Origin of the sequence: Rhodococcus sp. 105337 (genome assembly GCF_012844225.1) — a bacterium.
In the GTDB taxonomy this organism is placed as follows: Bacteria; Actinomycetota; Actinomycetes; order Mycobacteriales; family Mycobacteriaceae; genus Rhodococcus.
On the sequence record NZ_JABAGQ010000001.1, the window covers coordinates 397,651 to 420,521 of the forward strand.

20 protein-coding genes and 1 pseudogene are annotated in these 22,871 nt (G+C 68.4%); 5 read left to right on the forward strand and 16 right to left on the reverse strand.

Annotation, left to right across the window (positions count from 1 at the left end; all coding sequences use genetic code 11):
* Position 1: 1 nt before the first annotated feature.
* The 3 genes and pseudogenes from HF886_RS01965 to HF886_RS01975 all read right to left on the reverse strand — a co-directional run bounded on the left by HF886_RS01965 (position 2) and on the right by HF886_RS01975 (position 2,616).
* Positions 2-1,203: pseudogene (locus tag HF886_RS01965) on the reverse strand (glycoside hydrolase family 76 protein).
* A gap of 115 nt (positions 1,204-1,318) precedes the next feature.
* A complete protein-coding gene (locus tag HF886_RS01970; RefSeq protein WP_169651391.1) occupies positions 1,319-2,002 on the reverse strand; it encodes an RNA methyltransferase in 684 nt (227 codons plus the stop codon).
* Positions 2,003-2,004: 2 nt separating this feature from the next.
* Complete coding sequence (locus tag HF886_RS01975) at positions 2,005-2,616, reverse strand: hypothetical protein (RefSeq protein ID WP_296549383.1); 612 nt, start codon at positions 2,614-2,616, stop codon at positions 2,005-2,007.
* Positions 2,617-2,770: 154 nt separating this feature from the next.
* Between HF886_RS01975 and HF886_RS01980 the strand changes: the two genes are divergently transcribed.
* Positions 2,771-3,217, forward strand: a complete 447-nt coding sequence (locus HF886_RS01980) for a hypothetical protein (protein WP_169651392.1) — start codon at positions 2,771-2,773, stop codon at positions 3,215-3,217.
* Positions 3,218-3,232: 15 nt separating this feature from the next.
* Here HF886_RS01980 and HF886_RS01985 read toward each other — a convergent pair whose 3' ends face one another.
* The 10 genes from HF886_RS01985 to clpB all read right to left on the reverse strand — a co-directional run bounded on the left by HF886_RS01985 (position 3,233) and on the right by clpB (position 14,584).
* The gene (locus tag HF886_RS01985; RefSeq protein WP_169651393.1) at positions 3,233-3,958 is read right to left on the reverse strand and encodes a lysoplasmalogenase family protein; all 726 of its coding nucleotides are present in this window, start codon (positions 3,956-3,958) and stop codon (positions 3,233-3,235) included.
* Between the two features lie 53 nt (positions 3,959-4,011).
* Complete coding sequence (galK, locus tag HF886_RS01990; protein ID WP_169651394.1) at positions 4,012-5,145, reverse strand: galactokinase; 1,134 nt, start codon at positions 5,143-5,145, stop codon at positions 4,012-4,014.
* On the reverse strand, positions 5,142-6,293 hold the full coding sequence (galT, locus tag HF886_RS01995; RefSeq protein ID WP_169651395.1) for a galactose-1-phosphate uridylyltransferase: 1,152 nt from the start codon (positions 6,291-6,293) through the stop codon (positions 5,142-5,144). The genes galK and galT overlap by 4 nt, the downstream gene beginning before the upstream one ends.
* Positions 6,294-6,297: 4 nt before the next feature.
* On the reverse strand, positions 6,298-6,837 hold the full coding sequence (gene pyrE / locus HF886_RS02000) for an orotate phosphoribosyltransferase (RefSeq protein WP_169651396.1): 540 nt from the start codon (positions 6,835-6,837) through the stop codon (positions 6,298-6,300).
* Between the two features lie 108 nt (positions 6,838-6,945).
* Entirely contained in the window at positions 6,946-7,560 is a 615-nt protein-coding gene (locus HF886_RS02005) for a LemA family protein (protein ID WP_346765276.1), read from the reverse strand.
* Between the two features lie 117 nt (positions 7,561-7,677).
* A complete protein-coding gene (locus HF886_RS02010) occupies positions 7,678-8,463 on the reverse strand; it encodes an SDR family oxidoreductase (protein ID WP_169651397.1) in 786 nt (261 codons plus the stop codon).
* Between the two features lie 58 nt (positions 8,464-8,521).
* The gene (locus HF886_RS02015; protein WP_346765291.1) at positions 8,522-9,985 is read right to left on the reverse strand and encodes an NAD(P)/FAD-dependent oxidoreductase; all 1,464 of its coding nucleotides are present in this window, start codon (positions 9,983-9,985) and stop codon (positions 8,522-8,524) included.
* Between the two features lie 332 nt (positions 9,986-10,317).
* Positions 10,318-10,986: a hypothetical protein gene (locus HF886_RS02020; protein ID WP_169619576.1), complete on the reverse strand. Its 669-nt coding sequence runs from the start codon at positions 10,984-10,986 to the stop codon at positions 10,318-10,320.
* A 29-nt stretch (positions 10,987-11,015) separates the two neighbouring features.
* The gene (locus HF886_RS02025) at positions 11,016-11,960 is read right to left on the reverse strand and encodes a hypothetical protein (protein ID WP_169651399.1); all 945 of its coding nucleotides are present in this window, start codon (positions 11,958-11,960) and stop codon (positions 11,016-11,018) included.
* Between the two features lie 68 nt (positions 11,961-12,028).
* Positions 12,029-14,584, reverse strand: coding sequence for an ATP-dependent chaperone ClpB (gene clpB, locus HF886_RS02030; RefSeq protein WP_169619020.1), 2,556 nt, complete (start codon positions 14,582-14,584; stop codon positions 12,029-12,031).
* Between the two features lie 224 nt (positions 14,585-14,808).
* Here clpB and HF886_RS02035 point away from each other — a divergent pair, with 224 nt between their 5' ends.
* On the forward strand, positions 14,809-15,969 hold the full coding sequence (locus HF886_RS02035; RefSeq protein WP_169651588.1) for an FAD-binding oxidoreductase: 1,161 nt from the start codon (positions 14,809-14,811) through the stop codon (positions 15,967-15,969).
* Positions 15,970-16,022: 53 nt separating this feature from the next.
* On the opposite strand, the gene HF886_RS02040 is transcribed toward HF886_RS02035, so the two are convergent.
* Both HF886_RS02040 and HF886_RS02045 read right to left on the reverse strand, forming a co-directional pair.
* Complete coding sequence (locus HF886_RS02040) at positions 16,023-16,589, reverse strand: hypothetical protein (RefSeq protein WP_169651400.1); 567 nt, start codon at positions 16,587-16,589, stop codon at positions 16,023-16,025.
* Positions 16,590-16,650: 61 nt separating this feature from the next.
* Positions 16,651-18,204, reverse strand: coding sequence for an AMP-binding protein (locus tag HF886_RS02045; protein WP_169651401.1), 1,554 nt, complete (start codon positions 18,202-18,204; stop codon positions 16,651-16,653).
* A gap of 196 nt (positions 18,205-18,400) precedes the next feature.
* Here HF886_RS02045 and HF886_RS02050 point away from each other — a divergent pair, with 196 nt between their 5' ends.
* Positions 18,401-19,192: an FAD-binding oxidoreductase gene (locus HF886_RS02050; RefSeq protein ID WP_169651402.1), complete on the forward strand. Its 792-nt coding sequence runs from the start codon at positions 18,401-18,403 to the stop codon at positions 19,190-19,192.
* Between the two features lie 45 nt (positions 19,193-19,237).
* Here the strand turns inward: HF886_RS02050 and HF886_RS02055 are convergent, their stop codons facing one another.
* Positions 19,238-20,947 (reverse strand): 3-ketosteroid-delta-1-dehydrogenase, encoded by a 1,710-nt coding sequence (locus HF886_RS02055; protein ID WP_169619013.1) that lies wholly within the window; start codon positions 20,945-20,947, stop codon positions 19,238-19,240.
* Positions 20,948-21,220: 273 nt separating this feature from the next.
* On the opposite strand from HF886_RS02055, the gene HF886_RS02060 reads away from it, so the two are divergent.
* Together HF886_RS02060 and HF886_RS02065 are read left to right on the forward strand one after the other, a co-directional pair.
* Complete coding sequence (locus HF886_RS02060) at positions 21,221-21,715, forward strand: flavin reductase family protein (RefSeq protein WP_169619011.1); 495 nt, start codon at positions 21,221-21,223, stop codon at positions 21,713-21,715.
* Between the two features lie 91 nt (positions 21,716-21,806).
* Complete coding sequence (locus HF886_RS02065; RefSeq protein WP_169651403.1) at positions 21,807-22,796, forward strand: LLM class flavin-dependent oxidoreductase; 990 nt, start codon at positions 21,807-21,809, stop codon at positions 22,794-22,796.
* Positions 22,797-22,871 lie beyond the last annotated feature (75 nt).

The following is a 22,871-nucleotide window of genomic DNA, read 5'->3' on the forward strand; positions in this document are numbered from 1 at the left end:
CTCAGAGACCGAGAAAGGTGGTTTCCGTCCCCGAGCACCGGGGACGGAAACCACCTTTCGTGTCTGTGCGGTCGGGATCTACGAACCCGCGGGCTTCGACGCCCGCTCGGCGGCGACGGCATGGGCGGCCTCCATCAGCATCCAGCCACCGAGTTGCACCGACAGATCGCGCTCGGCGACCGCCGACCCGCGCACCGAGCCGTGGGAGAACTGCGCGATGGCCGCACCGAATCCGGGAAGACGGGCCTGCCGCGTCCAGTCTTCGCCGAAGAGCGGGAGTTCCTCGACCTGCAACCGGTTCTCCCACGCGGCCTCGGCCGACGCCAGCACGATCCGCGCCGCGGTGTTGCGAGCGCGCACATCGTCGTTGTCGTGCACGGGCAGCGTCGTCGCGACCATCGCGAGGTACCGGGTGAGAATCCCGTTGAACAGTCCGCCGTCGCCTCCCCCGCCCCCCGCGACCACGCTCCGTTCGGTGAGGTTGTCGTCGACCGCCTCGACGAGACGATGCACGCGTTCCCGGTGCCTGGCGTCACCGAGTTGCACGGCAAGTTCGGTCTCGAGGCCGAGAGTGGCGCCCTGGCAGTAGCTGTACACCGCGCGCTCGTGCACGCCGTTACGGATGCCGTCGAGGACGAGGCCGGTCTCGGGATCCACGAGCGTCTCGTCGATCCAGTCCGCCATTTCCTGAGCACGCCACACCTTGCCGGCGCGAGCGAGCAGGAGCGCCGCGGGAGCATTCGCCGGAGCGTTGAAGAAGTCGTCACGACGGCGCCACGGGATGCCGCCGCCCTGCTCGGGAGCCCACGCGCCGGACAACTCCCCGACCAGCGTCGTGATCGCCGAGCGGTGGTCGACGTACACGTGACGCTGGGCTCGCTCGAGCGAGAGGCCGAGCCAGGCCATGTCGTCGAAGTAGTTGTTGGTCCAGCCCGACAGGTTGCGAATGCGGTGGGCACGGGTGAGCCGGACGACACGACGCCGTCGACGCGGCGTGGCGTCGCGTTCGGCGGCGTCGACAGCCAGGTCGATCAGGTGCGCCTGCCACCAGTAGTGCCACGTTCCGAAGAGCCGTTCACGACGTGCGGCGGGCCATCCGACCACGCCCAGCGCCGTTCCCGGCAGTGCCCACAGCCTGCGTACGTGGCGTGACATCACAGCAGTCTCCGCAGCGTCTGCACGCTCCGACCACTGCTCGGGCACAACGTTCATCATCCTCATCCCACACTGCCTGCATAGCCCCCGCAACGGCACCGCGAGGTGCCCGACTCTTCATCCGCGTTCGGGCCGTCGGTGTTACCTCACCGTGGTGAGATCGCTACCACGCGTCGGCGAGATCGGCGTGCTGCCGGATCCATGCGTGCATCGCGATCCCGGCAGCGACTCCGGCGTTCACCGAGCGAGTCGAACCGAACTGGGCGATGGACACCGTCATCGATGCCACGTCGCGGGCACGCTCGGTGACGCCGGGCCCTTCCTGCCCGAACAGCAGAAGACAGTTCCGGGGCAACTCGACCGTCTCGAGGGGAACCGACCCGGGGGTGTTGTCCACCGCGACGATCGTGAGGTCCTGGGCTGCCGCCCAGTGAAGCAACGTATCGACATCGGGATGATGCATCAGGTGCTGGTAGCGGTCGGTCACCATCGCCCCGCGGCGGTTCCAGCGACGTCGTCCGACGATGTGCACGGTGTTCACCGCGAACGCGTTGGCCGTGCGTACCACGGTGCCGATGTTGGCGTCGTGCCCGAAGTTCTCGATGGCGACGTGCAGAGGGTGCCGGCGCCGATCGATGTCCGCGACGATCGCCTCGCGCGTCCAGTAGCGGTAGGCGTCGACGACGTTGCGCCGGTCGCCGTGCGCGAGCAGTTCGGGGTCGTACCGCGGGTCGGTGGGCGGCTCGGTCCCGTATTCGTCGATCCACGGTCCGACACCGTGCGGATGCTCTCCCCATTCGGTCGGTCCGGGGAGCTCTTCGGCCGGGGCGTGCTCGTCGGTCGACATCGTCAGAACGTTTCGTTCGAGCTGGACGCGACGGTGAAGCCGTGCCCGGTGGTGTCGTTCGTGCACGTCACGTCGACAGCCGTGGTGCTACACGTGTAACCCAGTTCCGACAGCGTGGACCCGGGCGGCAGTGCCGGGCTCGCGCCTTCCGGCGACAGGTAGACGGGACCGCCCGAGCACACGAACTCGCCGGGACCGGTGTCCTGGACCCGGATGCCGTGTCCCCAGTTGACGACGCAGCTCTCCGGGCGCGGGGGCACGGGGTCGGTGACGCCCTCGCAACCGGCCTCGGTGCGGCTCGGCAGCCGGACGATGCCGCACTGGAAGGTTCCGTCCGGGCTCGCGAAGTAGTACGACTCGTTGCGCTCGTACTCCACGTCGACGAGCGTGGTGGTGGGCGCGCTCGGAGTGGGTTCCGGCGGCGTAGTGGTCTCCGGCAACTCCGAGGTGGTGGTCGGCGCTGCGACCTGCTCGGTCGTCGTGGCAGGCGGAGCCGCCGACGACACCGTCGCGGACGTTTCGGCAGGGGGCTCGTCGGCGGTGGACGAACCACATCCGGCAACGACCAGTGCGGCGCACCCGGCCACCGCAATGGAGAACAACCGACTTCTCACGTAACACCCTCCCGACGATGTGCGGGCCTCACTCTAGCGATCCGGGACGGGCAGCCGGCCACCCGCCGTGCGCGCCTGATTTTCGCCGGGCGCATCGCCGGAACCGTGACCGCGGCCCCGGCTCCCGGGTTTACCCTTGGACGCGGAGGGAGACATGCACCACCACCGTCGCATCGTGTGCACCGTCGCGTTCGTCACGACGGCGTACCTCATCGTGTTCTCCCTGTGGCTGAACCTGTTCCTCCCGAAGTCCGAACCGGGGACGGTGGGATTCCAGATCATGTTCCTCGTGTGCCTGTACGGCACCGTGCTGGGGCTGGCGATGGTGTTCAGTGGTCGCTCGTCCAAGGTTCAGCGCCGGATCGAAAGGGAAGGGTTCGAAGGCTGGGCGACCGTCCGGTCCGCGAAGCCCGTCCGTGTCACGCGCGGCGGCCAGCTCACCGAACTCGACCTCGATCTGACCGTGCCGGGTTCCGAGCCCTACCACGGGAAAGTCTTCTACGAGGTCTCACACAAGCACCTGCCGCGCTACACCCCCGGTCAGATCGTCACCATCTTCGTCGACCCCGAGGACCGCGACCGCATCCTGCTGTTTCCCTGACTCCGGCCGCGCGCACTAAGCGGAAGTTCGGCGCGCGAGCGCGAGCATTCCCTCGACGAGCAACACCTGAGCGGCCACGTACGTCACCAGCACGACGCCCTCTGCAGCGGTCCGTGCCCGCTCGCCCGACAGCACCGTGCGACGCAGCACGATCGTCCCGTCGGACACCGTGAAGACCAGTCCGCCCAGCCCGAGCCAGCTGCGGCGGTCGGAACCCGGCACCGGTAGCCCCGCCCGCCGCGGCGCCCCCGGAGCCAGAGACGGATCGCCGGCGAGGGTCGCGGTGGTGCCGAGTACCGCGCCGTAACCGGTCAGCGGTACAGCGACCCCGCGGCTGCGGGTGCCCAGCAGTCCTGCGGCACCGGTCAAGGCACCCGCCCGCTGCAACGCGACGCTCTTGGTCACCCGGGCACCGTGCCGTGCGAGCACCGTCGAGTACGCCGCCTGCATCACCGCGAACGAGCCCGCACCACGCAGGATCCGGCGATCCTCATCGGAGCGGATCATGAACACGTCGCCGAGGGTTGCGGCGGCCAGACCCGTGAGCAGCAACGCGGTGTCGACACGCTCGGTGTCGCGGGCACGCCGCAGCACGCGCACCGCGAGGGCCGGTCCGATCAGCGGTTTCGCGACGCGTTGCAGGCTTTCCCGGTCGAGTACCGCGCCGGCGACGGTGACGGCGGTCGCCGCCGCGAGAACCACGTGCTCTGCGCCCCACGGGCGGCGACTGAACCAACTCATGGGCGGCACAGTACCTGCCGGCGACTGCTCGTCCGTGTCGCGTCCCGCGTGCCTCAGCGGCAGCGGTGTGCGGCGCCGGCCGGTGCGGCCCGCAGGAAACCCGGGGCGGGGAACCCGTGTCGGGCCGCGGCCTCGGTGACCGCCGCTTCGATCGCCGCGACGCGCGTGAGTTCACACAGCACGATCGCCGACCCGCCGAATCCTCCACCGACCATCCGCGCTCCCAGTGCGCCTGCGCGTCGCGCGGCCTCGACCGTGGTGTCGAGTTCGAGGCAACTGACCTCGAAGTCGTCGCGCAACGACCGGTGCGACGCATCGAGCACAGCTCCGAGATCCTGGACCCGCCCGGCCCGCAGAACGTCGGCGGCGCCGCGTACCCGGCCGATCTCCGTGACGACATGCCGGGCACGCCGGCGCAGTACCGGGTCCTCGAGTCCGTCGACGGAGGGAGCGTCACGCAAGGCGCTTCCCAGCATCCGTGCGGCGTCGTCCACGGCCCGGCGACGATCGCCGTACTGCCCGTCGACGAGACGGTGCGCGGTGCGGGTGTCGACGACGAGAATCGTCATCCCTTGCGCCTCGGGATCGAACGGAACATGTTCGACGGTGCCGTCCGCGCAGTCCAGCAGCAAGGCATGGCCCGCGCGTCCACGCAGCGCGATCTGCTGGTCCATCCCGCCTGTCGGCGCTCCGGCATAGTCGTTCTCCGCGACCACGCACGCGCGGGCAAGCCGGTCGCGGCCCGCGTCGTCGGTGGGCAGCCCGAAGAGCTCGGCGGCCGCCAGCGCCACTGAGGCCTCGAGAGCCGCGGACGACGACAACCCCGCGCCCACAGGCACATTCGACGCGATCGCGATGTCGAGTCCCTCGCATCCCGGCGGGTCGAGTGCGTACACGACACCCACCACATATGCGGCCCATCCCGCCACCCGCGTGCTCCCGTGCAGCGGCGCCAGGTCGACCTCGACCCGATCGAACCCCGCGCTGACCATGCGTACCCGGCCGTCGGTGCGGCGGCGTACCGCAGCCGCGGTGATCTGCGGCAGCGCGATGGGAAGGCACAGCCCACCCGCGTAATCGACATGCTCGCCGATGATGTTGACCCGGCCCGGCGCGCACCACACGCCGTCCGGTTCACCTCCGAACGACTCGGTGAATGCGCGTGCCGCGTCGTCGCACACCGTCACGTGCCCACCTCCCGCAGTCGGGCCGCGATGCGCTCCGGCGTCGTGTCGCTGATCCACGCCCCCATCGCAGACTCCGACCCCGCCAGGTACTTGAGCTTGTCGGCGGCGCGGCGCACCGAGAAGATCTGGCAGAACAGCCGGCCGTGTTCACGGTCGTCACCGATCGGTGCCTGGTGCCACGCGGCGATATACGGAACGCGGTCGACACCGTCGAAGAAGCGGTCGACGCGACCGAGCATGTCGCGCAGCAGCACCGCGAGTTCGTCGCGTTCGGTCTCGTCGAGCGCGGTGAGGTCCGGGACGTCGCGGTGCGGCGCGAGGTGCACTTCGATCGGCCAGCGCGCCGCGGCAGGCACATACGCGGTCCATGCGGTGCCCGACCACACCACGCGCGTACCCACACGACGTTCGGCGTCGAGCACGTCGCGCTGCAACGACCGCCCCGTTCGCGCGCGGTGTTCCCGGGCACGCGCGACGAGCGTTGTGGTGCGGGGTGGCAGGAAGGGGTAGGCGTAGATCTGGCCGTGTGGGTGCTGGAGTGTCACACCGATTTCGGCGCCGCGGTTCTCGAAACAGAACACCTGCCGCACTCCCGATAGGGCCGACAGGGTGGCAGTCCGCGCAGCGAGCACATCGACGACGGTGCGGGCGCGCTCGGCGTCCAGGCCGGCGAAGGTGGCGTCGTGGTCGGCGGTGAACGCCACGACCTCGCAGCGCCCACCCGCGGGCCGGCGCGACCACAGTCGGTCGGCACCGTCTGCATCGGTGCCGTCTGCATCGGCGCCGGACGATTCGGTGCCCGGCAGTTCGCTGTCGGCTCCGAGCGCGGGGAAACGGTTTTCGAACACGACGACGTCGTAGTCGTCTGCGGGGATCTCGGTGGCCGTTCCGGGCCTGCTCGGGCACAGCGGGCATTCGGCGACCGCCGGAAGAAAGGTGCGGTCCATGCGATGAGCGGCGAAGGTGACCCACTCGCCGGTGAGCGGGTCGCGGCGCAACTCCGACGTCGCCGCGACCGCCGGAAGCACTCGCCTGTCCCGGGTTTCGCGGGTCGCGGCCCCGGATACGAACGGCTCGGTGTCGTCGAAGTAGATCAGCTCGCGGCCGTCCGCGAGCCGCGTCACGGTCTGCCGGACCCGCGCCGCCACGGGGTTACCCGTCGGCCAGACCCAGGTCGGCGAGTCCGAGCAGCGACCGGTACTCGACGCCCTCGGCGGCGATGACCTGGTCGGCGCCGGTCGCACGATCGACAACGGTCGCGACGCCCACTACCACCGCGCCGGCGTCGCGCAGAGCCTTGACCGCCGTGAGCGGGGAGTTACCGGTGGTGGTGGTGTCTTCCACGACGAGGACGCGCTTTCCGGTCACATCCGGTCCTTCGATCTGACGCTGCATCCCGTGTGCCTTTGCGGCCTTACGGACCACGAACGCGTCGATGGGGCGCCCCGGGGCGTGCATGACGGCCATCGCGACGGGGTCGGCGCCCATGGTCAGCCCACCGACGGCGTCGAAGTCCCAGTCGGCGACGAGTTCACGCAGCAGCGTGCCGATCAGCGGAGCCGCGCGGTGATGGAGAGTCGCGCGACGCAGATCGACGTAGTAATCGGCTTCCTTGCCGGACGACAACGTCACCCGGCCGTGCACCACCGCCAGCTCACGTACCAGTGCTGCCAGTTCGTCACGGTCACTCATTCGCGTTCCTCATCGTCGTCTCGCGCGGCCGTTCGTCGCGTCCGCGTCTGCGCGGCCGCCCGGTTGGCAGCGCTGCGTCGGCAACGAGCCTAGTCGCCCGCCCGGCGGTCAGGCGGCGACGGGATCGGAACCGGTGCCGGGCTTCGTTGCGAGCACTCCGGCCTCGACGGCCGAGCCGTCGGTTTCCGGAGCCGCGACCGGAGCGGGTGCTTCGAAGAGCGGGACGGGACCGACGGCCCCGATCTTGGCGTAGATCGACGTGGGGAACCGGCCGACCGCGTCGTTCAAGGTGGTGCCGATGTCGTTGAAGACGCGCACGGCGCCGGTGATGCGTTGCTCCCGCACGTCCAGTTCGCGGGCGACGCGCACGAACGGCCAGTGGGTGACGCCGTCGAGACCGCCGAGCAGGTCGTGCAGCGCCGCAGACAGCGTGTTCTCGGCGGCGGCACGCTCGGCGAGCCCGAGACGCTGGTCGCGCATCTCGATGGCGAGCGAACGGGCACCGACGACGGGCCGGAGCAGTGCGCGGTCGACGCCCGCTCCTGCCGACGCGGCGATGAGGGTGGGGATGAGGTCGTAGCGGTCGTCGAGTTCGTCGCGGAGCAGACGCAGGCTGTCGCGATAACGGGCGAACAGCGTGCGGAGGCGCTGCACACCTGCGCGTATCCAGAGCAGCAGTGCTGCCACAGAAGCCACAACAATCACCAGAGCCACAGAGGTCACGTCGAGGAATGTACCGACGTGGGTGGGTGGTGCGACAGAGGGATCCCGCGTGTCATCCCCCGCGTGTCCGTACCGTGATCTTCCCGGGTCTGTTTCCGCCCGGCGGGAGTACGCCGGTTACGTCCGCCCGCGGCCGTTGCCCAGACGCGCGGCGATCTTGCGCACCAGGTTCTGCGGCACGAGTCGCCCGGCGGTGGCGAGGACCTTGTACTGGATGCCCGGGATGCTCCGCACCTTGCCGGATTCGAGGTCGGCGAGCGACGTGCGCACCACCTTGTCCACGTCCAGCCACAGCACACCCGGGGTGGACGACATGTCGATCCCCGCGCGCTGATGGAACTCGGTACGCACGAACCCGGGGCACAGCGCCTGTGCCCGTACGCCCGTGCCGAGGAGTCCCCCGGCGAGCCCTTCGGTGAACGAGACGACGTACGCCTTGCTCCCCGAATAGGTGGACCCGCGCCCGGGCACCAGGCCCGCGACACTCGCGACGTTGATGACGTCGCCCCTGCCCGCGGCGATCATGGGCGGCAACGCCGCACGCGTGAGCTGGACGACCGCGGTGACGTTCACGTCGAGTTGCGCCTGCAGCAACTGAGGATCGGCGGTCCAGAATTCGCCCGTGGTTCCGAAGCCGGCGTTGTTGACCAGCATGTCGACTCCGCGGGCGAGTCGCTCCGCTACCGCAGCGCGCCCCTCCGTCGTCGCGAGGTCGGCAGGCAGCACTTCCGAGGACGCGCCGGAGGTGCGCTGCAGTTCGGCAGCGAGGTCGTCGAGAGCGGACCGGTTACGGGCGACGAGGACGAGGTCGTATCCACGTTCGGCGAGGGTCCTCGCGAATCCTGCACCGATTCCCGAGGTGGGGCCGGTCACGAGCGCGACGGGACGCGAAGCTGAAGTCATGGCCGCCACAGTAGCGGCGAGCGCAAGAATGAGCGCGCCGCCAGACCGCGGGGATCGATCACCCGACGAGATCCTGCGAGTGTTCGACCGAACCGAAGACCATCGAGTCCTCGACCCTACTGATCCGGTGGTCGATGGCGTCGCGGTAGTAATTGTGACGGACCCGCCAATGCCCTCGAGTTCCCGACTTCGGCAGCGCGTCCGGCGAGCGTTCCACGTATCCGGCCTCGAGGTCCCACAGTGGTTGCGCGGTCATCGGCTCGGCACCCAGGTGGGGATAGGCATGGGTGTAGCCGTTCTCACGCATGTATCTGATGAGGTTCGCGACCGAACGCGCGGTCATATCCACGCGCAGTGTCCACGAGGCGTTGGTGTAGCCGACCGACCACGCGATATTGGGGACGTCCTCGAGCAGGTGGCTCTTGAAAACGAAACGGTCGTGCGGTTTCAGCTCGTCGCCGTCGACCACCAGTCGCGTCCCGCCGAAGCCGAGCAGTTGCAGGCCGGTTGCGGTCACGATGATGTCGGCGTCGAGGTGCCGGCCGGAGGTCAGTCGCACGCCGGTCTCGTCGAAGCGTTCGATGTGGTCGGTGACCATCTCGATGGAGCCGTCCGTGATGCCGTTGAACAGGTCGGCGTCGGGAACCATGCACATGCGCTGGTCCCACGGGTTGTAGCTCGGGTTGAAGTGCACGTCGACCGGATAGTCCTCGGGCAGGTTGGCCGCCACGTTCGCGCGGATCATCTTGCGGCCCAGTTTCGGGAAACGGTGCGTGAGGTGCACGATCGCCGCGGTCTGCGTCGCATAACGCCACCGGATCACCCGGTGCGCCGCCGCGGCCGGCAGGAGCTTCCGGACAACGGGCACGAGGTATTGCTTCTGCTTGGCCGAGAAGATGTAGGAGGGCGAGCGCTGCAGCATCGTCACGTGCGCCGCCTGGTCGGTGAGGTTGGGAATCAGACTCACCGCGGTCGCGCCGCTGCCGATCACGACGATGCGCTTGCCCCGGTAGTCGAGGTCCTCCGGCCAGTGCTGTGGATGCACGATCGGACCCGTGAAGTCTTCTGTCCCGGCGAACCTCGGGGTGTACGGCTGGTCGTAGTCGTAGTAGCCGGTCGCGAAGACGACGAACCGGCACCGGTAGGTCTCGTGACACTTCTCGGCACCCTCACCGACCTCGACGCCCAACGTCCAGGTGTCGGTGCCCGAGTCCCAGTCGGCGGTCAGCACGTGGTGCTCGAAGCGGATGTGGTCGGCGATGCCGAACTTGCGAGCGGTCTGCTCGATGTAGTCCCTGATGTCGGCACCTTCGGCCAGTGCGCCCGGCTTCGCCCACGGCTCGAACGGATAACTGAGCGAGTAGATGTCACTGTCGGACCGCACGCCTGGATAACGGAACAGATCCCAGGTCCCGCCGACGCGCTGCCTGCGCTCGAGGACCAGGTAGTCGCAGCCGGGATTGTGCTCGAGGATCCGGTAGGCGCAGTCGATGCCCGACAGTCCCGCCCCGATGATGATCACGTCGTGGAGGGGGCCGTCGGTTGCCGGTGAGCCGGCCGGCGCTGCGGCCGTGTCGGCGCTCGCGGTCGTGTTCGGGGTGTCATCCGTGGGGGAACTGTCGGTCACGTGGACCTCCTGATCGAGACGCCCCCCGGTGCTGTCATCATGCAACATTCGTCACCGGATGTGAGCTGAATCGCGTCCCGCTGTGTCCCCGAACCCTGTGTGTCCCCGCACCCTGGCGAGCCGTCGATCGTCCCAGCGCACCAAGGCCCTGGTCTGGCCGGTACGGCACGAGTCAGTGCTGCACAGATGCGGCGTGTCGTCGCGGCGGCACCGGCTGCCGAGAGATGTCAGCGATGGGTGGACGGGCGGCCCGGGTCGTGCTCGCTGCGCGCAGGCTCCCCGGATTCCGACGGTCCGGCAGGGGGCGGAAGCACGTGCAGAATCCCCGACAACCGGGCGACGGTCTCGATGGCCGAGTCCCATTCGCGTCCGGTGCTGCCCACGGGAATGGATCCCAGGGTCCACTCGCCTTCGCTCCACAGCATCTGCACGTGGTCGGGGATGGACTGCGTGAACGAGACCATGCGCTGGTCGCACACGCGCCGCGCGATCTCCAGATCGGTGGCGAACACGATGCGGGGTCCGATCGAACCGAGCAGGTTCATGTCCGCGTCTTTCGGGGGCGGCGTCGACTTCAGCCGCAGATCGATGTCGACGTCCGAACCCACCTTGCGGCGCACCGCGATGATCGTCGCGGTTTCTTCGATGTCGAACAAGGTGAAGTTCTCGCCGCGCCGGACGCCGCGCACCACATCGATGGCGCCGAGGTATTCCTGCTTGGCGAGCGCGGCACGGTGCCAGTGCGACGGCAACTGGTCGTCCGAGGAGCTGTACTTGTAGCCCTGCGCCCGTGCCCAGATTTCGCGTACGCGCCCGGACTGCTCGCGCCGGGTCCGGTCGACGTAGAGCAGCGCGAGCGCACCGAGCAGCGCGACCGCGGCGAGAGCAAACCACATGAACGTCATCGACACGAAAGCCTAGCGTGTCAGCGACCCGGACCGTCGAACGACGGTATCGACGCGCTGACGACGGTGTCGGCGGTCATCCGGCCGGATTCGACGGGCGTGCCGGTCGCGATCACGGCCGAGCCGACCACCAGCGCGGACGGGTCGTCTCCCGAGAGCGTGATGATCTCGGTGTCCGGAGTGAGCAGCACCGTGACGAGTGATCCGCCGATGCCACTGATCGTGATGCTCCCACCGTCGTTCGCGGTGACCGTACCGACCACTGCGCCGGAGTCACCGATGATCTCACCGAGACCACCGGGAAGCTCGTCGAGCGGTTGTGAAGGCGTCGCGTCCGGAGACGGGCCCGGCGATACCGGCGCGGTAGGCGCGGGAGTGGTGAACGGGCGGGTGCCGGTGGCCGAATCGGACGTCTCGCTACGGCTGAGGAGGAACCCCGCGGTGCCGCCGAGCACGATGAGGACCGCAGCAGCGAGGAGCAGGAGCGCCCAGCGCGGGCCCCGGGGTGACTTCGGCGGTTCCGCGGGTGCGTACGGACCGTCGGGAGGCGACACGTTCGGCGGGTAGCCGCCGGGCGGCTGGTGCTGAGGTTGCGCGAACGCCTGCGTCGGCTGGTACGGCTGCGAGGGTGGGTAACCCTGCACCGGCGGATAGCTCTGCGTCGGCTGGTATCCCTGCATCGGCGGATAACCCTGTGTCGGCTGGTAGGCCTGTGCGGTCTCGGCATACGGACCGGGTTCCGGATACACGAGGGTCGGGTTGGTGACAGGCGTCCCGTACGCGGCGGTGGGATCGTCGGTGTGCAGCACACGGGTGTCGTCGTGTGCTGCATTCTCGGGCGCCCGGTCCTGCTGCGACTCGTCGTGCGGCGCAGCATCTTGCGACTCGGGGGCTGCGCCGTTTTGCGACTCGTCGAGTGCGTAGGCCCGCTCCTGCGGCGTGCGCGGATCATGCGGCTGTGTCATAACCCCTCCCACAGTAGGCGTGCGCGTTTCCGGTAGCGAGTGCTACCGGAAACGCGCACGCGGGTGGGTCAGCTACCGATCACGAGGTGGTCGCCGTCCTCGCTGACGCCCACCGGGACCGTGTCGCCGTCCCGGATCTCTCCGGCCAGCAGTTTCTTGGCGAGCTGGTCGCCGATCGCCTGCTGGATGAGCCGGCGCAGCGGACGGGCACCGTACTGCGGGTCGTATCCGCGCACCGCCAGCCACAGCCGCGCGCTGGATTTGACGTCGAGCGTGAGCCGCCGTGCCTGGAGCCGGTCGGCCAGCTGTGCGAGCTGGATGTCGACGATCTGCGCGAGCTGCTCCTCCGAGAGCGGATCGAACACGACCACGTCGTCGAGCCGGTTGATGAATTCGGGCTTGAACGCCGACCGCACCGCCGCCATCACGTGTTCCTTGTCGCCCCCGGCGCCCAGGTTGGACGTGAGGATCAGGATCGTGTTGCGGAAGTCGACGGTGCGTCCCTGCCCGTCGGTGAGCCGACCGTCGTCGAGCACCTGGAGCAGCGTGTCGAACACGTCCGGGTGAGCCTTCTCGACCTCGTCGAACAGCACCACCGAGTAGGGGCGACGGCGCACGGCTTCGGTGAGCTGGCCGCCCGACTCGTAGCCGACGTACCCCGGAGGCGCACCGACCAGACGCGCGACCGAGTGCTTCTCGCTGTACTCCGACATGTCGATGCGCACCATGGCGCGCTCGTCGTCGAACAGGAAATCGGCGAGTGCCTTGGCCAGCTCGGTCTTACCGACACCGGTCGGGCCGAGGAACAGGAACGATCCGGTCGGACGGTTCGGGTCGGAGACACCGGCGCGGGCACGACGCACCGCATCGGATACCGACTGCACCGCCCGGTCCTGTCCCACGACACGCTTGCCGAGTTCGTCCTCCATCCGGAGGAGCTTCGCGGTCTCGCCCTCGAGCATGCGTCCGGCGGGGATACCGGTCCATGCGGCGACGACATCGGCGACGTCGTCGGGCCCGACTTCCTCCTTGAGCATCACGTCGTCACCGGTTGCGGTCCCCGACGCGGCAGCGGCTGCCTCGAGCTGCTTCTCCAGTTCGGGGATGCGGCCGTACCGCAGTTCGGCAACCTTGCCCAGGTCGCCGTCGCGCTCTGCCCGTTCCTCCTCGCCGCGCAGCGCTTCGAGCTGCTCCTTGACCTGGCGTACGGAGTCGATCGCGGTCTTCTCGTTCTGCCAGCGCGTCGTGAGCTGGTTCAGCCGTTCCCGTTCGTCCGCGAGTTCGGCGCGCAGCTTTTCGAGGCGGTCCTTGGAGGCGGCGTCGGTTTCCTTCTCCAGCGCCATCTCCTCGATCTCGAGGCGACGGACGATCCGTTCGACCGTGTCGATCTCCTCGGGACGCGAGTCGATCTCCATGCGCAGGCGCGACGCTGCCTCGTCGACGAGGTCGATGGCCTTGTCGGGAAGGAACCGCGAGGTGATGTACCGGTCCGAGAGCGTCGCCGCGGCAACGAGAGCAGAGTCGGTGATGCGCACACCGTGGTGCACTTCGTACCGCTCCTTGAGGCCACGCAGGATGCCGACGGTGTCTTCGACGCTCGGCTCCCCCACGAAGACCTGCTGGAAGCGCCGCTCGAGGGCGGCGTCCTTCTCGATGTACTTGCGGTACTCCTCGAGGGTGGTCGCACCGACGAGGCGGAGTTCACCACGCGCGAGCATCGGCTTGATCATGTTGCCCGCGTCCATCGCGGACTCACCGGTCGCACCGGCACCGACGATGGTGTGCAGTTCGTCGATGAAGGTGATGATCTCACCGGCGGAGTCCTTGATCTCGTCGAGAACGGCCTTGAGACGCTCTTCGAACTCGCCGCGGTACTTCGCGCCGGCCACCATCGCGCCGAGGTCCAGGGCGACGACGGTCTTGCCGCGCAGCGATTCGGGCACGTCGCCCGCGACGACGCGCTGGGCGAGCCCTTCGACGATCGCGGTCTTGCCGACGCCGGGTTCACCGATGAGCACCGGGTTGTTCTTGGTGCGGCGCGAGAGCACCTGCACCACGCGGCGAATCTCGTTGTCGCGGCCGATGACCGGGTCGAGCTTTCCCTCGCGAGCACGTGCCGTGAGGTCGGTCGAGTACTTCTCGAGTGCCTGGTAGGTGGCTTCCGGGTCCGCGTTGGTCACCCGGCGGTTTCCGCGCACGGCTGTGAAGGCATCCCGCAGGGCCGTGGGCGTCGCGCCCTGACCAACGAGAAGCTTGGCCACGTCGGAGTCACCACTGGCGAGACCGACGAGAACGTGCTCCGTGGAGACGAATTCGTCGGTGAGCTCGGTCGCGAGCTTCTGCGCCGCGGAGAGCGCTGCGATCGCTTCCCGGCCGAGCTGGGGCGTGGTGGTAGCCCCGGTGGTCTGCGGTAGTGCACCGACGAGTCGTTCGGCTTCGCTCCGCACTGCGGCGGGGTTCACGCCCACCGCTTCGAGGAGCGGAGCGGCGATGCCGTCGGGCTGGTCGAGCAGGGCCACCAGAAGGTGTGCCGGCCGGATGTCCGGGTTGCCCGCGGTGGACGCCGCCTGGAGAGCGGCCGTCAATGCGGCCTGAGTCTTGGTCGTCGGGTTGAACGAATCCACCGCACGCCCCTTTCACTTCGAAAACTGCTGATTCCTACACCTGCGGACCGGTGTCCGAGAGGTTCGCTATGCACAACGGATACAAGATTGAGTTTGTTCCACTCAAGTTTCTTGCGGCTGTGATTCACACCATAGCCACAGATCGGGGTGCACGGTGTAGCCGACCGCCCCGTGACCGACTACAGTGGCGGCGTCCAGCAGGCGCAGTACGTGGGAGGATGGCGTTGGAGACTTTCGCCATCGCGCGAGTGCAATTGAGCTTCGCGTCGATCGCGGCGACCCCCACCGGCCCCGAACGATTCGCGTCGGCGTTCTACACCACCCTCTGGTCCGAATCGACCGGCATTCGCGAACTGTTCCCGGCGGGCATGGAGAGCATGCGGCATCGGTTCACGACCGCCATCGGATGGGTCGTCAACCGGCTGACCGACTTCGGCGCCGTCGAAGCCTTCCTCGGACAGCTTGCACGCGACCACCGAAAGTACGGCGTCAAGCCGGAACACTTCCGCTCGGCGGGCTACGCGCTGCTCTTCGCGATCCGTGAATGCACCCCGATCATCCTGTGGACCGCCACTCTGGAACGGACCTGGGCCGAGGTGATCGGCCGGCTCGTGGAAACGATGGCCGTCGCAGCGGCCACCGACGATCTGCCCGCGGTCTGGGGCGCGACGGTCGTCGGCCACGAGCGGGTCCTTCCCGACGTGGCGATCATCCGCCTCGAGACCGACACACCGATCCCGCACTACGCCGGGCAGTACATGAGTGTGCAGATCCCCCAGCGACCCCACATGTGGCGCTACCTGTCGGCCGCTATTCCACCGAACCCGCACGGACAGGTCGAATTCCACGTGCGGCGCGTCTCCTCCGGCTGGGTCAGCCCCGCGCTCGTCAACGAGGTGCGCGTCGGTGACCGCTGGCTGATCGGACCGCCGCTCGGTGGCCTGCGCGTCGATCGCGACAGCGGCCAGGACGTGCTCATGATCGCGTCGGGCACCGGCCTGGCACCGCTCCGCGCGCAGATCATGGAGATGGCGATGCGCGGCACCAATCCGCGAGTGCACCTGTTCTACGGCGGCAAGTACCCGTGCGACCTCTACGACCTCGAGACGCTGTGGCAGATCGCGATGACCAACCCGTGGCTCACGGTGGTTCCCGTCGTGGAGGAGAGGGAGAACCCTTGGTGGCACCCGGTTCCCGTACGGGAAACGCCCAAGGGCCTCCACCGCACGATGTACGGCAAGCTCGGGAAGGTCGTCGGGCAGTTCGGATCGTGGGCCGACCGCCAGATTCAGATCTCCGGCTCACCGTCGATGATCCGGACCACCATCTACGCGCTGTCCGCGGCGGGCACACCCCGCCAGAACATCAGCTTCGATCCGCTGTAACCACCGCGTCTGTCACCGCTGCGTCCGCAAGCTCCGCGTCCGGATGCACCGCGTCAGGCGCGTTGCGCGGCAACCGCACGGGCGAACTCCGGATGCGCCTGTGACACCACGAGTTCCGAACCGCAGTCCGCGATAGTCACACCGAGCGCCGCCCGGCGCGGTTCGATGACGCGCAGTGCTACATAGATGGGCAGGAACGACAGCCCGAACACGCTGAGCAGCGCGAACCCGTACACCTTCGGCGCGCCCTGCACGAGCGCGAACACCAACGCCAGGAAGACGATCCCGAGGACCGTACAGGTTGCGGCGGCGGCGATCTGCCAGCGCACGCGGACGGAGACGCACCGCGCGCACGTCGGCCACTCCACGGCGGCGACCTGCACGGTGTACGCGGCTTCGAGGGCCGAGCCGATACGACCGGCTTTCTCCTGGGGGCGCACCACATCGGACGAGACGGTGACACGCACGCGGTCGACCTCGGGTTCGCCGTGCCGGGCACAGATCGGCGGCACCGGCTCGACCGGCCTCATCGCCCCGCTACCCCGCGTATTCACCGTCCCTGTCCCCGGATACTCGACGGCCAATCGCACCTCGACCCGCTGGGGTCCCCCGTTTGCCATGCGACGGAGTATGTCAGGCAGCGATCGAGCAGGGAAGCCGGCCGTTCCGACGCCCACCGATCTATCGGTACGACGCGCGCAACGTCTTCTTGTCGAGCTTTCCGAGGGGCGTGAGCGGCAGCGAATCGAGGAAGTCCACGGACTTGGGAGCGTGCACGGATCCCTTGGCCGCGCGGACCTTCTCGATCAGTTCTTCCGCGGTCACGCTCTGGCCGTCACGCAGCATGACGCATGCCTTGACCGCCTCACCCCACTTCTGGTCGGGCACACCGACGACCGCCACCGAGGCGACGGCGGGGTGGGACGAGATCGCGTCCTCGATCTCCCGGGGGAACACGTTGAAGCCGCCGGTGACGATCATGTCCTTCTTGCGGTCGACGATGGTGAGGAAGCCGTGCTTGTCGGCACGCGCGACATCGCCCGTGTGCAGCCACCCACCGCGCAGCGCTTCTGCCGTCTCGTCGGGCTTCTTCCAGTACCCCTTCATGACGAGCGGGCCGCGCACGCAGATCTCGCCGAGTTCCCCTTGTGGCACTTCGCGGAGGTCGTCGTCGAGCAGGCGTACGTCGAGCCACGGCACCGGACGTCCGCACGAGGCGAGTCGTTCCGGATCGTCGGCGAGGTGTTCCTCTTTGCGCAGCACCGAGATCGTCATGCCGCACTCGGACTGCCCGTAGAACTGGAAGAACACCTGCCCGAGGCGCTCGATCCCTTCCTGGAGCCGGGCGGGTGACATCGCCGAGGCGCCGTAGAAGAGCGTGTCGAGGCTCGACAGGTCGCGCGCGTCGAAGTCGGGGTGGTCGAGCAGCAGATAGATCATCGTGGGTACGAGCATCGTGGCGTTGATGCGGTGCTTCTCGATGGTCTCGAGGACGAGGCCGGGTTCGAAGTACGGCAGCACGTAGAGGCAGCCGCCGCGCAGCAGCGTCGGCACGAAGAACGCGGCGCCGGCGTGGGACAGCGGGGTGCAGATCAGAAAGCGCGGCTGGTCGGGCCACTGCCACTCCGCCATCTGGATCTGGTTGAGCGCCGCGCCGGACCGGAACGACCCCATCACGCCCTTCGGCTTGCCGGTGGTTCCCCCGGTGTAGACCATCGACGACGTGTCCTCGGCCGACACCGGAGCTGCCACGAGACGTTGCTCGGTGAACTGATCGGCGAGCGCGAGGATGTCCGTGCCCACAGCCGACGGACCGAGGGAGAACAGATTCTTCAAGGTGGGGATCTGGGCTTGCAGCTCGGCGGCCCGCTCCTCGAAGTGATCCGGATCGAAGATGAGGGTCTCGATCTCGGCATCGGAGGTGATGTACAGGTGATCGGCGAGCGAACCCATCGGATTGAGCGCACTGTTGCGGCATCCGGCGACCATGGTCGCACCCATCGAGATGAGGACTTCCGGCCGGTTCTTCGACAGCATCGCGACCGATGACCCTTGGCCGATTCCCACGGACCCGAGGGCTTGCTGGAACCTGCTGATGGCACCGCGCATCTCGGCGCCGGTAAGGACGACGTCGCCGAGGTACAGCGCCGGACGGTCCGCGCTGCGGTCGAGCGCCGTGATGAGCAGGTCCGGCGTGAAGACGGGCCGGTGCAGGTCCGCGTACTCCTCGATCATGTCGTCCTTCCGGTCGGTGTCGTGGTCCGGGGGTGTGACGGCCCGCGGTACGGGCTCCCGATGTGGTCGGCATCACCCGGTTCCCGCCACGATAACCGCTGCACCGACAAAACTGAAACACGTTCCACTCTGTCGGGGTGCGTGTTCCTCGCCTAGAGTCTGTGCAACACCGCGCCACACCACCCGGGGGTCACGTATGCAGTCGGCTACGCCGTCATCGACCGACACCGACATCGCGGTCTCCGCGACCGTGGTCGAGCACCACCGCCTGCGAAGCGATCTGGCCGTCGTGCGGCTCGAATGCAACAGCGACATCGTTCCGTTCCGTGCCGGCCAGTACGTCGACGTGACGGTGCCGCAGCGTCCGAACCTGCCGCGCCGCCTGTCGCCCGCACTCCCCCCGTCGATGGACGGCAAGCTCGAATTCCACGTCCGCACCGTGCCGGGCGGATGGGTCAGCAAAACGATCGTCGAGTCGACCAGCCCGGGTGACGTGTGGACGATCGGCAATCCCCGCGGAGGTGACCTCCACGTCGACGACACCGGACGCATCGTGGTGATGATCGCCGGCGGTACCGGCCTGGCCCCGCTGCGCGCGTTGCTCCTCGACGTCGCGCGGCGACCACAGCCGCCCCGCACCTTCCTCTTCGTCGGTGCCCGCACGCCCCGGGACCTCTACGCGGCGGACATGCTGGCCCTGCTCGGGGAAGCACTGCCCTGGCTGACGATCGTGCCGGTGACCGAGTCGCTGTACGACCCGCCGATCCAGGATCCGTTCTACGACCGGATCGCCTCGCATGTCGGCGATTTCGGCATCGACCCCGACGAGATTCTCGAGGGCACGCTCGGCGACATCGTCACGTCGTACGGGGCGTTCGGTGATCACCAGGTGCTGGTCTGTGGCTCCGCAGCGATGGTGCGTTCCACCGTGCAGCGACTGCTCGAGACGGGTACCCCGCTCGAGAACATCCGCTACGACTCGTACTGAGTCCCCGGCGGCCACGCCGCCGGGGACTCAGGGCTCGACCGCGCTCTACTTCGCGGCGGCTGTTCCCGCTGCGTCGCGAGCAGCGATGTATCCGAACACCAGTCCCTGGCCGATGGTCGCGCCGGCGCCGGGGTAGCGGTGCCCGAACGCGTTGGCCGCGGTGTTGCCGACCGCGTAGAGCCCGCCGATGACGCTGCCGTCCTCGCGGAGCACCCGCGCCCGCTCGTCGGCCCGCACGCCACCGCACGTGCCGAGATCGCTCAGGGTCATCTTCACGGCGTAGAACGGACCGTGCGTCAGCGGCCGCATGTTCGGGTTGGGCCGGACCGTGGGATCACCGTAGTACCGGTCGTAGGCGCTGCCGCCACGGCCGAACTCGGAATCCGTTCCGGCTGCGGCATCCTCGTTGAACGCGCCGAAGGTCTCGGAGAAGGTGTCCACGGGCACTCCCATCGACGCCGCGAGTTCTTCGGCGGTCGAGGCACGGTGGGCGATGCCCGCCTCGTACCAGGACTCCGGGAGCGGCTGGCGCGGGAAGACGCCGGCTGCGAACACGTAGCTGTTGCGGTACTTCTGGTCGAAGACGATCCACATCGACTCGACCGGGTCGCCGGCGTGTTCGCGCGCCAGCACCAGTTGCCCGAACGACATGTAGTCCGACGACTCGTTGGTGAAGCGGCGTCCGGTCTGATCGACGATGAACGAACCCGGCAGCGACCGCTCGGCGAGCATGACCATCGGCGGCTTGCCCGGACGGGTCGGTGCGACAGCGGGGAACCACCATGCCTGATCCATCAGATCGAGACCGGCACCGACCTCCTGGGCCGCCTTGATCGCGTCGCCCGTGTTGCTCTCCGCGCCGAGGCTCTCGTGGTCGAGCAGACGCTCGGACTGGAACTTGCGGCGCATCGCCATGTCGTGGTCGAAGCCGCCCGCGGCGAGCACGACTCCGCGGCGCGCGGTCACGGTCACCTCCCGGCCGTTCTGCTCGAGGACGGCACCGGTGACCCGGTCGCCGTCGGTGACCAGACGCACGAGCGAGGTGTCGGTCCAGACCGGCACACCGGCTTTCAGCACACCCGCGAACAGTCCCGCAGCGATCGCCTGACCACCGGCGACGTATTCCCGCTTGACGGCGAGCCCGGCGACGCCCTGCGCCAGTCGCTTGAAGATGCGCGGGAAGCCCTTGTGCGGCACGCGCAGCATGAGGTTCATCCACTTGTAGTCGGCGCCCGTCGTGGGCATGGGCAGTCCCGCTTCCATCAGGCCCGGGCGCAGCCGCCCACGTTCCTCACCGAGCACCGACAGGTCGAGCGGCTTGCATTCACAACTGCGTCCCACTGCGGAGCCACCGGGCAACTCGGGGTGGTAATCGGAATAGCCCTCCGCCCAGAACAGCTTCATCGGCGTCGTGCGCCGGAGCATGTCGACCGTCGCCACACCGTTGTCGACGAAGGCCTCGCCGCGCTCGGCCGGTGCCGTGCCGTCCACCACGGACCGGACGTAGGTGTGACCGCGCTCGACGGTGTCACCCGACCCCGCCTCGGTCAGAATCGGATTGGCCGGAACCCAGAACGCACCGCCGGAACGGGCGGTCGATCCACCGACATGAGGAGATTTCTCCACGATCAACGCCGACAAGCCGAGTTCGTGCGCGGCGAGTGCAGCCGCCATGCCCGTACCCGAACCGATGACGAGCAGGTCGACCTCGGTGTCATGGGCAGGGGTCACAGGCGGAACGGGAGTCGACGCCATGGAAATGCTCCTTCATTCGGGGACGAGACGATAGTGATCGGCAGCACACGGTAGGCCCCCGCCGACGCTAGGGCACGTACCCGGAGGGCATCGGCGGCGTCCCGTCCAGCGGGAAGATCGTTGAACTGTGTGGATCTCCCGTTGGATGGGAAGCCGTCGCCGTATGGACGAGGACCCCGCTAGCGTCCCGGGGGGACACCACCGCACTCCCCCGGACACCCGCCGTCCCGACATGACGGACACTGGAGAGCAACAGGACGGAAAGGAACATCGATGACGGCGGAACACACCGTGCTCGACCCGAGGACGATGCGCAACGTGATGGGCAACTTCTGCACGGGAGTCACAGTCATCACCGCGCTCGACGGCGACGCGCCGCTCGGCTTCGCGTGCCAGTCGTTCACCTCGGTGTCGCTGGACCCGCCGCTGGTCTCCTTCTGCCCCGCTCGCACGTCCACGACGTGGCCGCGCATCCGCGAGATCGGCACTCTCGCCATCAACGTCCTCGCGGAGAGCCAGCGCACGTTGTGCGCGGCGTTCGCCGTCAGCGGTGGCAACAAGTTCCGCGGCGTCGACTGGGTGCCCGGCGACAACGGTGCCCCTGCCCTCGACGGCGCGCTCGCCCGCGTGGAGGCGACCGTGGAAACGGAGCACGACGCCGGCGACCATACGATCGTGGTGGCACGCGTCACCGGCCTGACAGCGCTGCCGTCCAACGGCCCGTTGCTGTTCTACCGCGGCACCTATGGGCACTTCGACCGGCTGTGACGGCCGCTTCCCGGAATAGCGGGCGGCTACCCCGGGTTGCACCCAGGGTGTGCCCAGCTGCCGGTGGCGGGCCCCGGACGAAGGATTCTCGGTGACTGTTCCTCTCTCCATCCTCGATTTGGCCCATATCGGCGAGGGTGAAACCGCTCGCGACAGTTTCGACGCCAGCGTGAAGATGGCACAGCTCGCCGAACGGTGGGGTTACCGCCGGATCTGGTACGCCGAGCACCACAACATGCCGACCATCGCGTCGTCTGCGACGAGCGTGCTGATCGCGCACGTCGCGGCGCACACGTCGTCGATCCGGCTCGGCGCCGGCGGCATCATGCTCCCGAATCATTCGCCGCTCACGATCGCCGAGCAGTTCGGCACGCTCGCGACGCTGCATCCCGGCCGCATCGATCTGGGGCTGGGCCGGGCACCGGGTAGCGACCAGAAGACGATGCGGGCGCTGCGACGCGACCCGTCGTCGGCCGACAGCTTCCCCCAGGACGTCCTCGAACTCCAGGGGTATCTGAAGGGTGTCTCGCGCATCCCGGGCGTCGACGCGGTTCCGGGTAAGGGCACCGATATGCCGCTGTACATTCTGGGGTCGTCGCTCTTCGGCGCGAAACTTGCTGCCCTGCTGGGTCTTCCCTACGCGTTCGCGTCGCATTTCGCGCCGCAGGCTCTCGAGGAGGCAGTCACGCTGTACCGCCGCGAGTACCAGCCGTCCGAGCAGCACCCGGAGCCGTACGTCATCGCCGGTGTAGGTGTCATTGCCGCGGATACCGCCGACGAAGCGGCAGCGATGTTCGAAGCCACCAAGCGTTCACGCGTCGTGCAGATGGTCGGGCGAGGGCGCACGTTCACCGAGGAGGAGATCGATCTGCTCCTCGACTCCCCCGCCGGCTACCAGGTCCTCACGATGCTGAAGAACACCGCGGTGGGCACCCCGGCCGAGGTGCGCGACTACCTCGACCGCTTTACCGAGCGCGCGCAGGCCGACGAACTGATCGTCGTGTCGTCGGCTCCCGGACGCGACGCGTGGTTGCGGTCGCTGGAACTCGTCGCCCAGGTCAGCGATCTCGTCCCGGCCTGACAGCAGGTCCCGGACGGCTCTTACCCTTGCTCCGTACTCGTGGGTACACTTTGCCGGCCGTCCCGAACCGGCGGC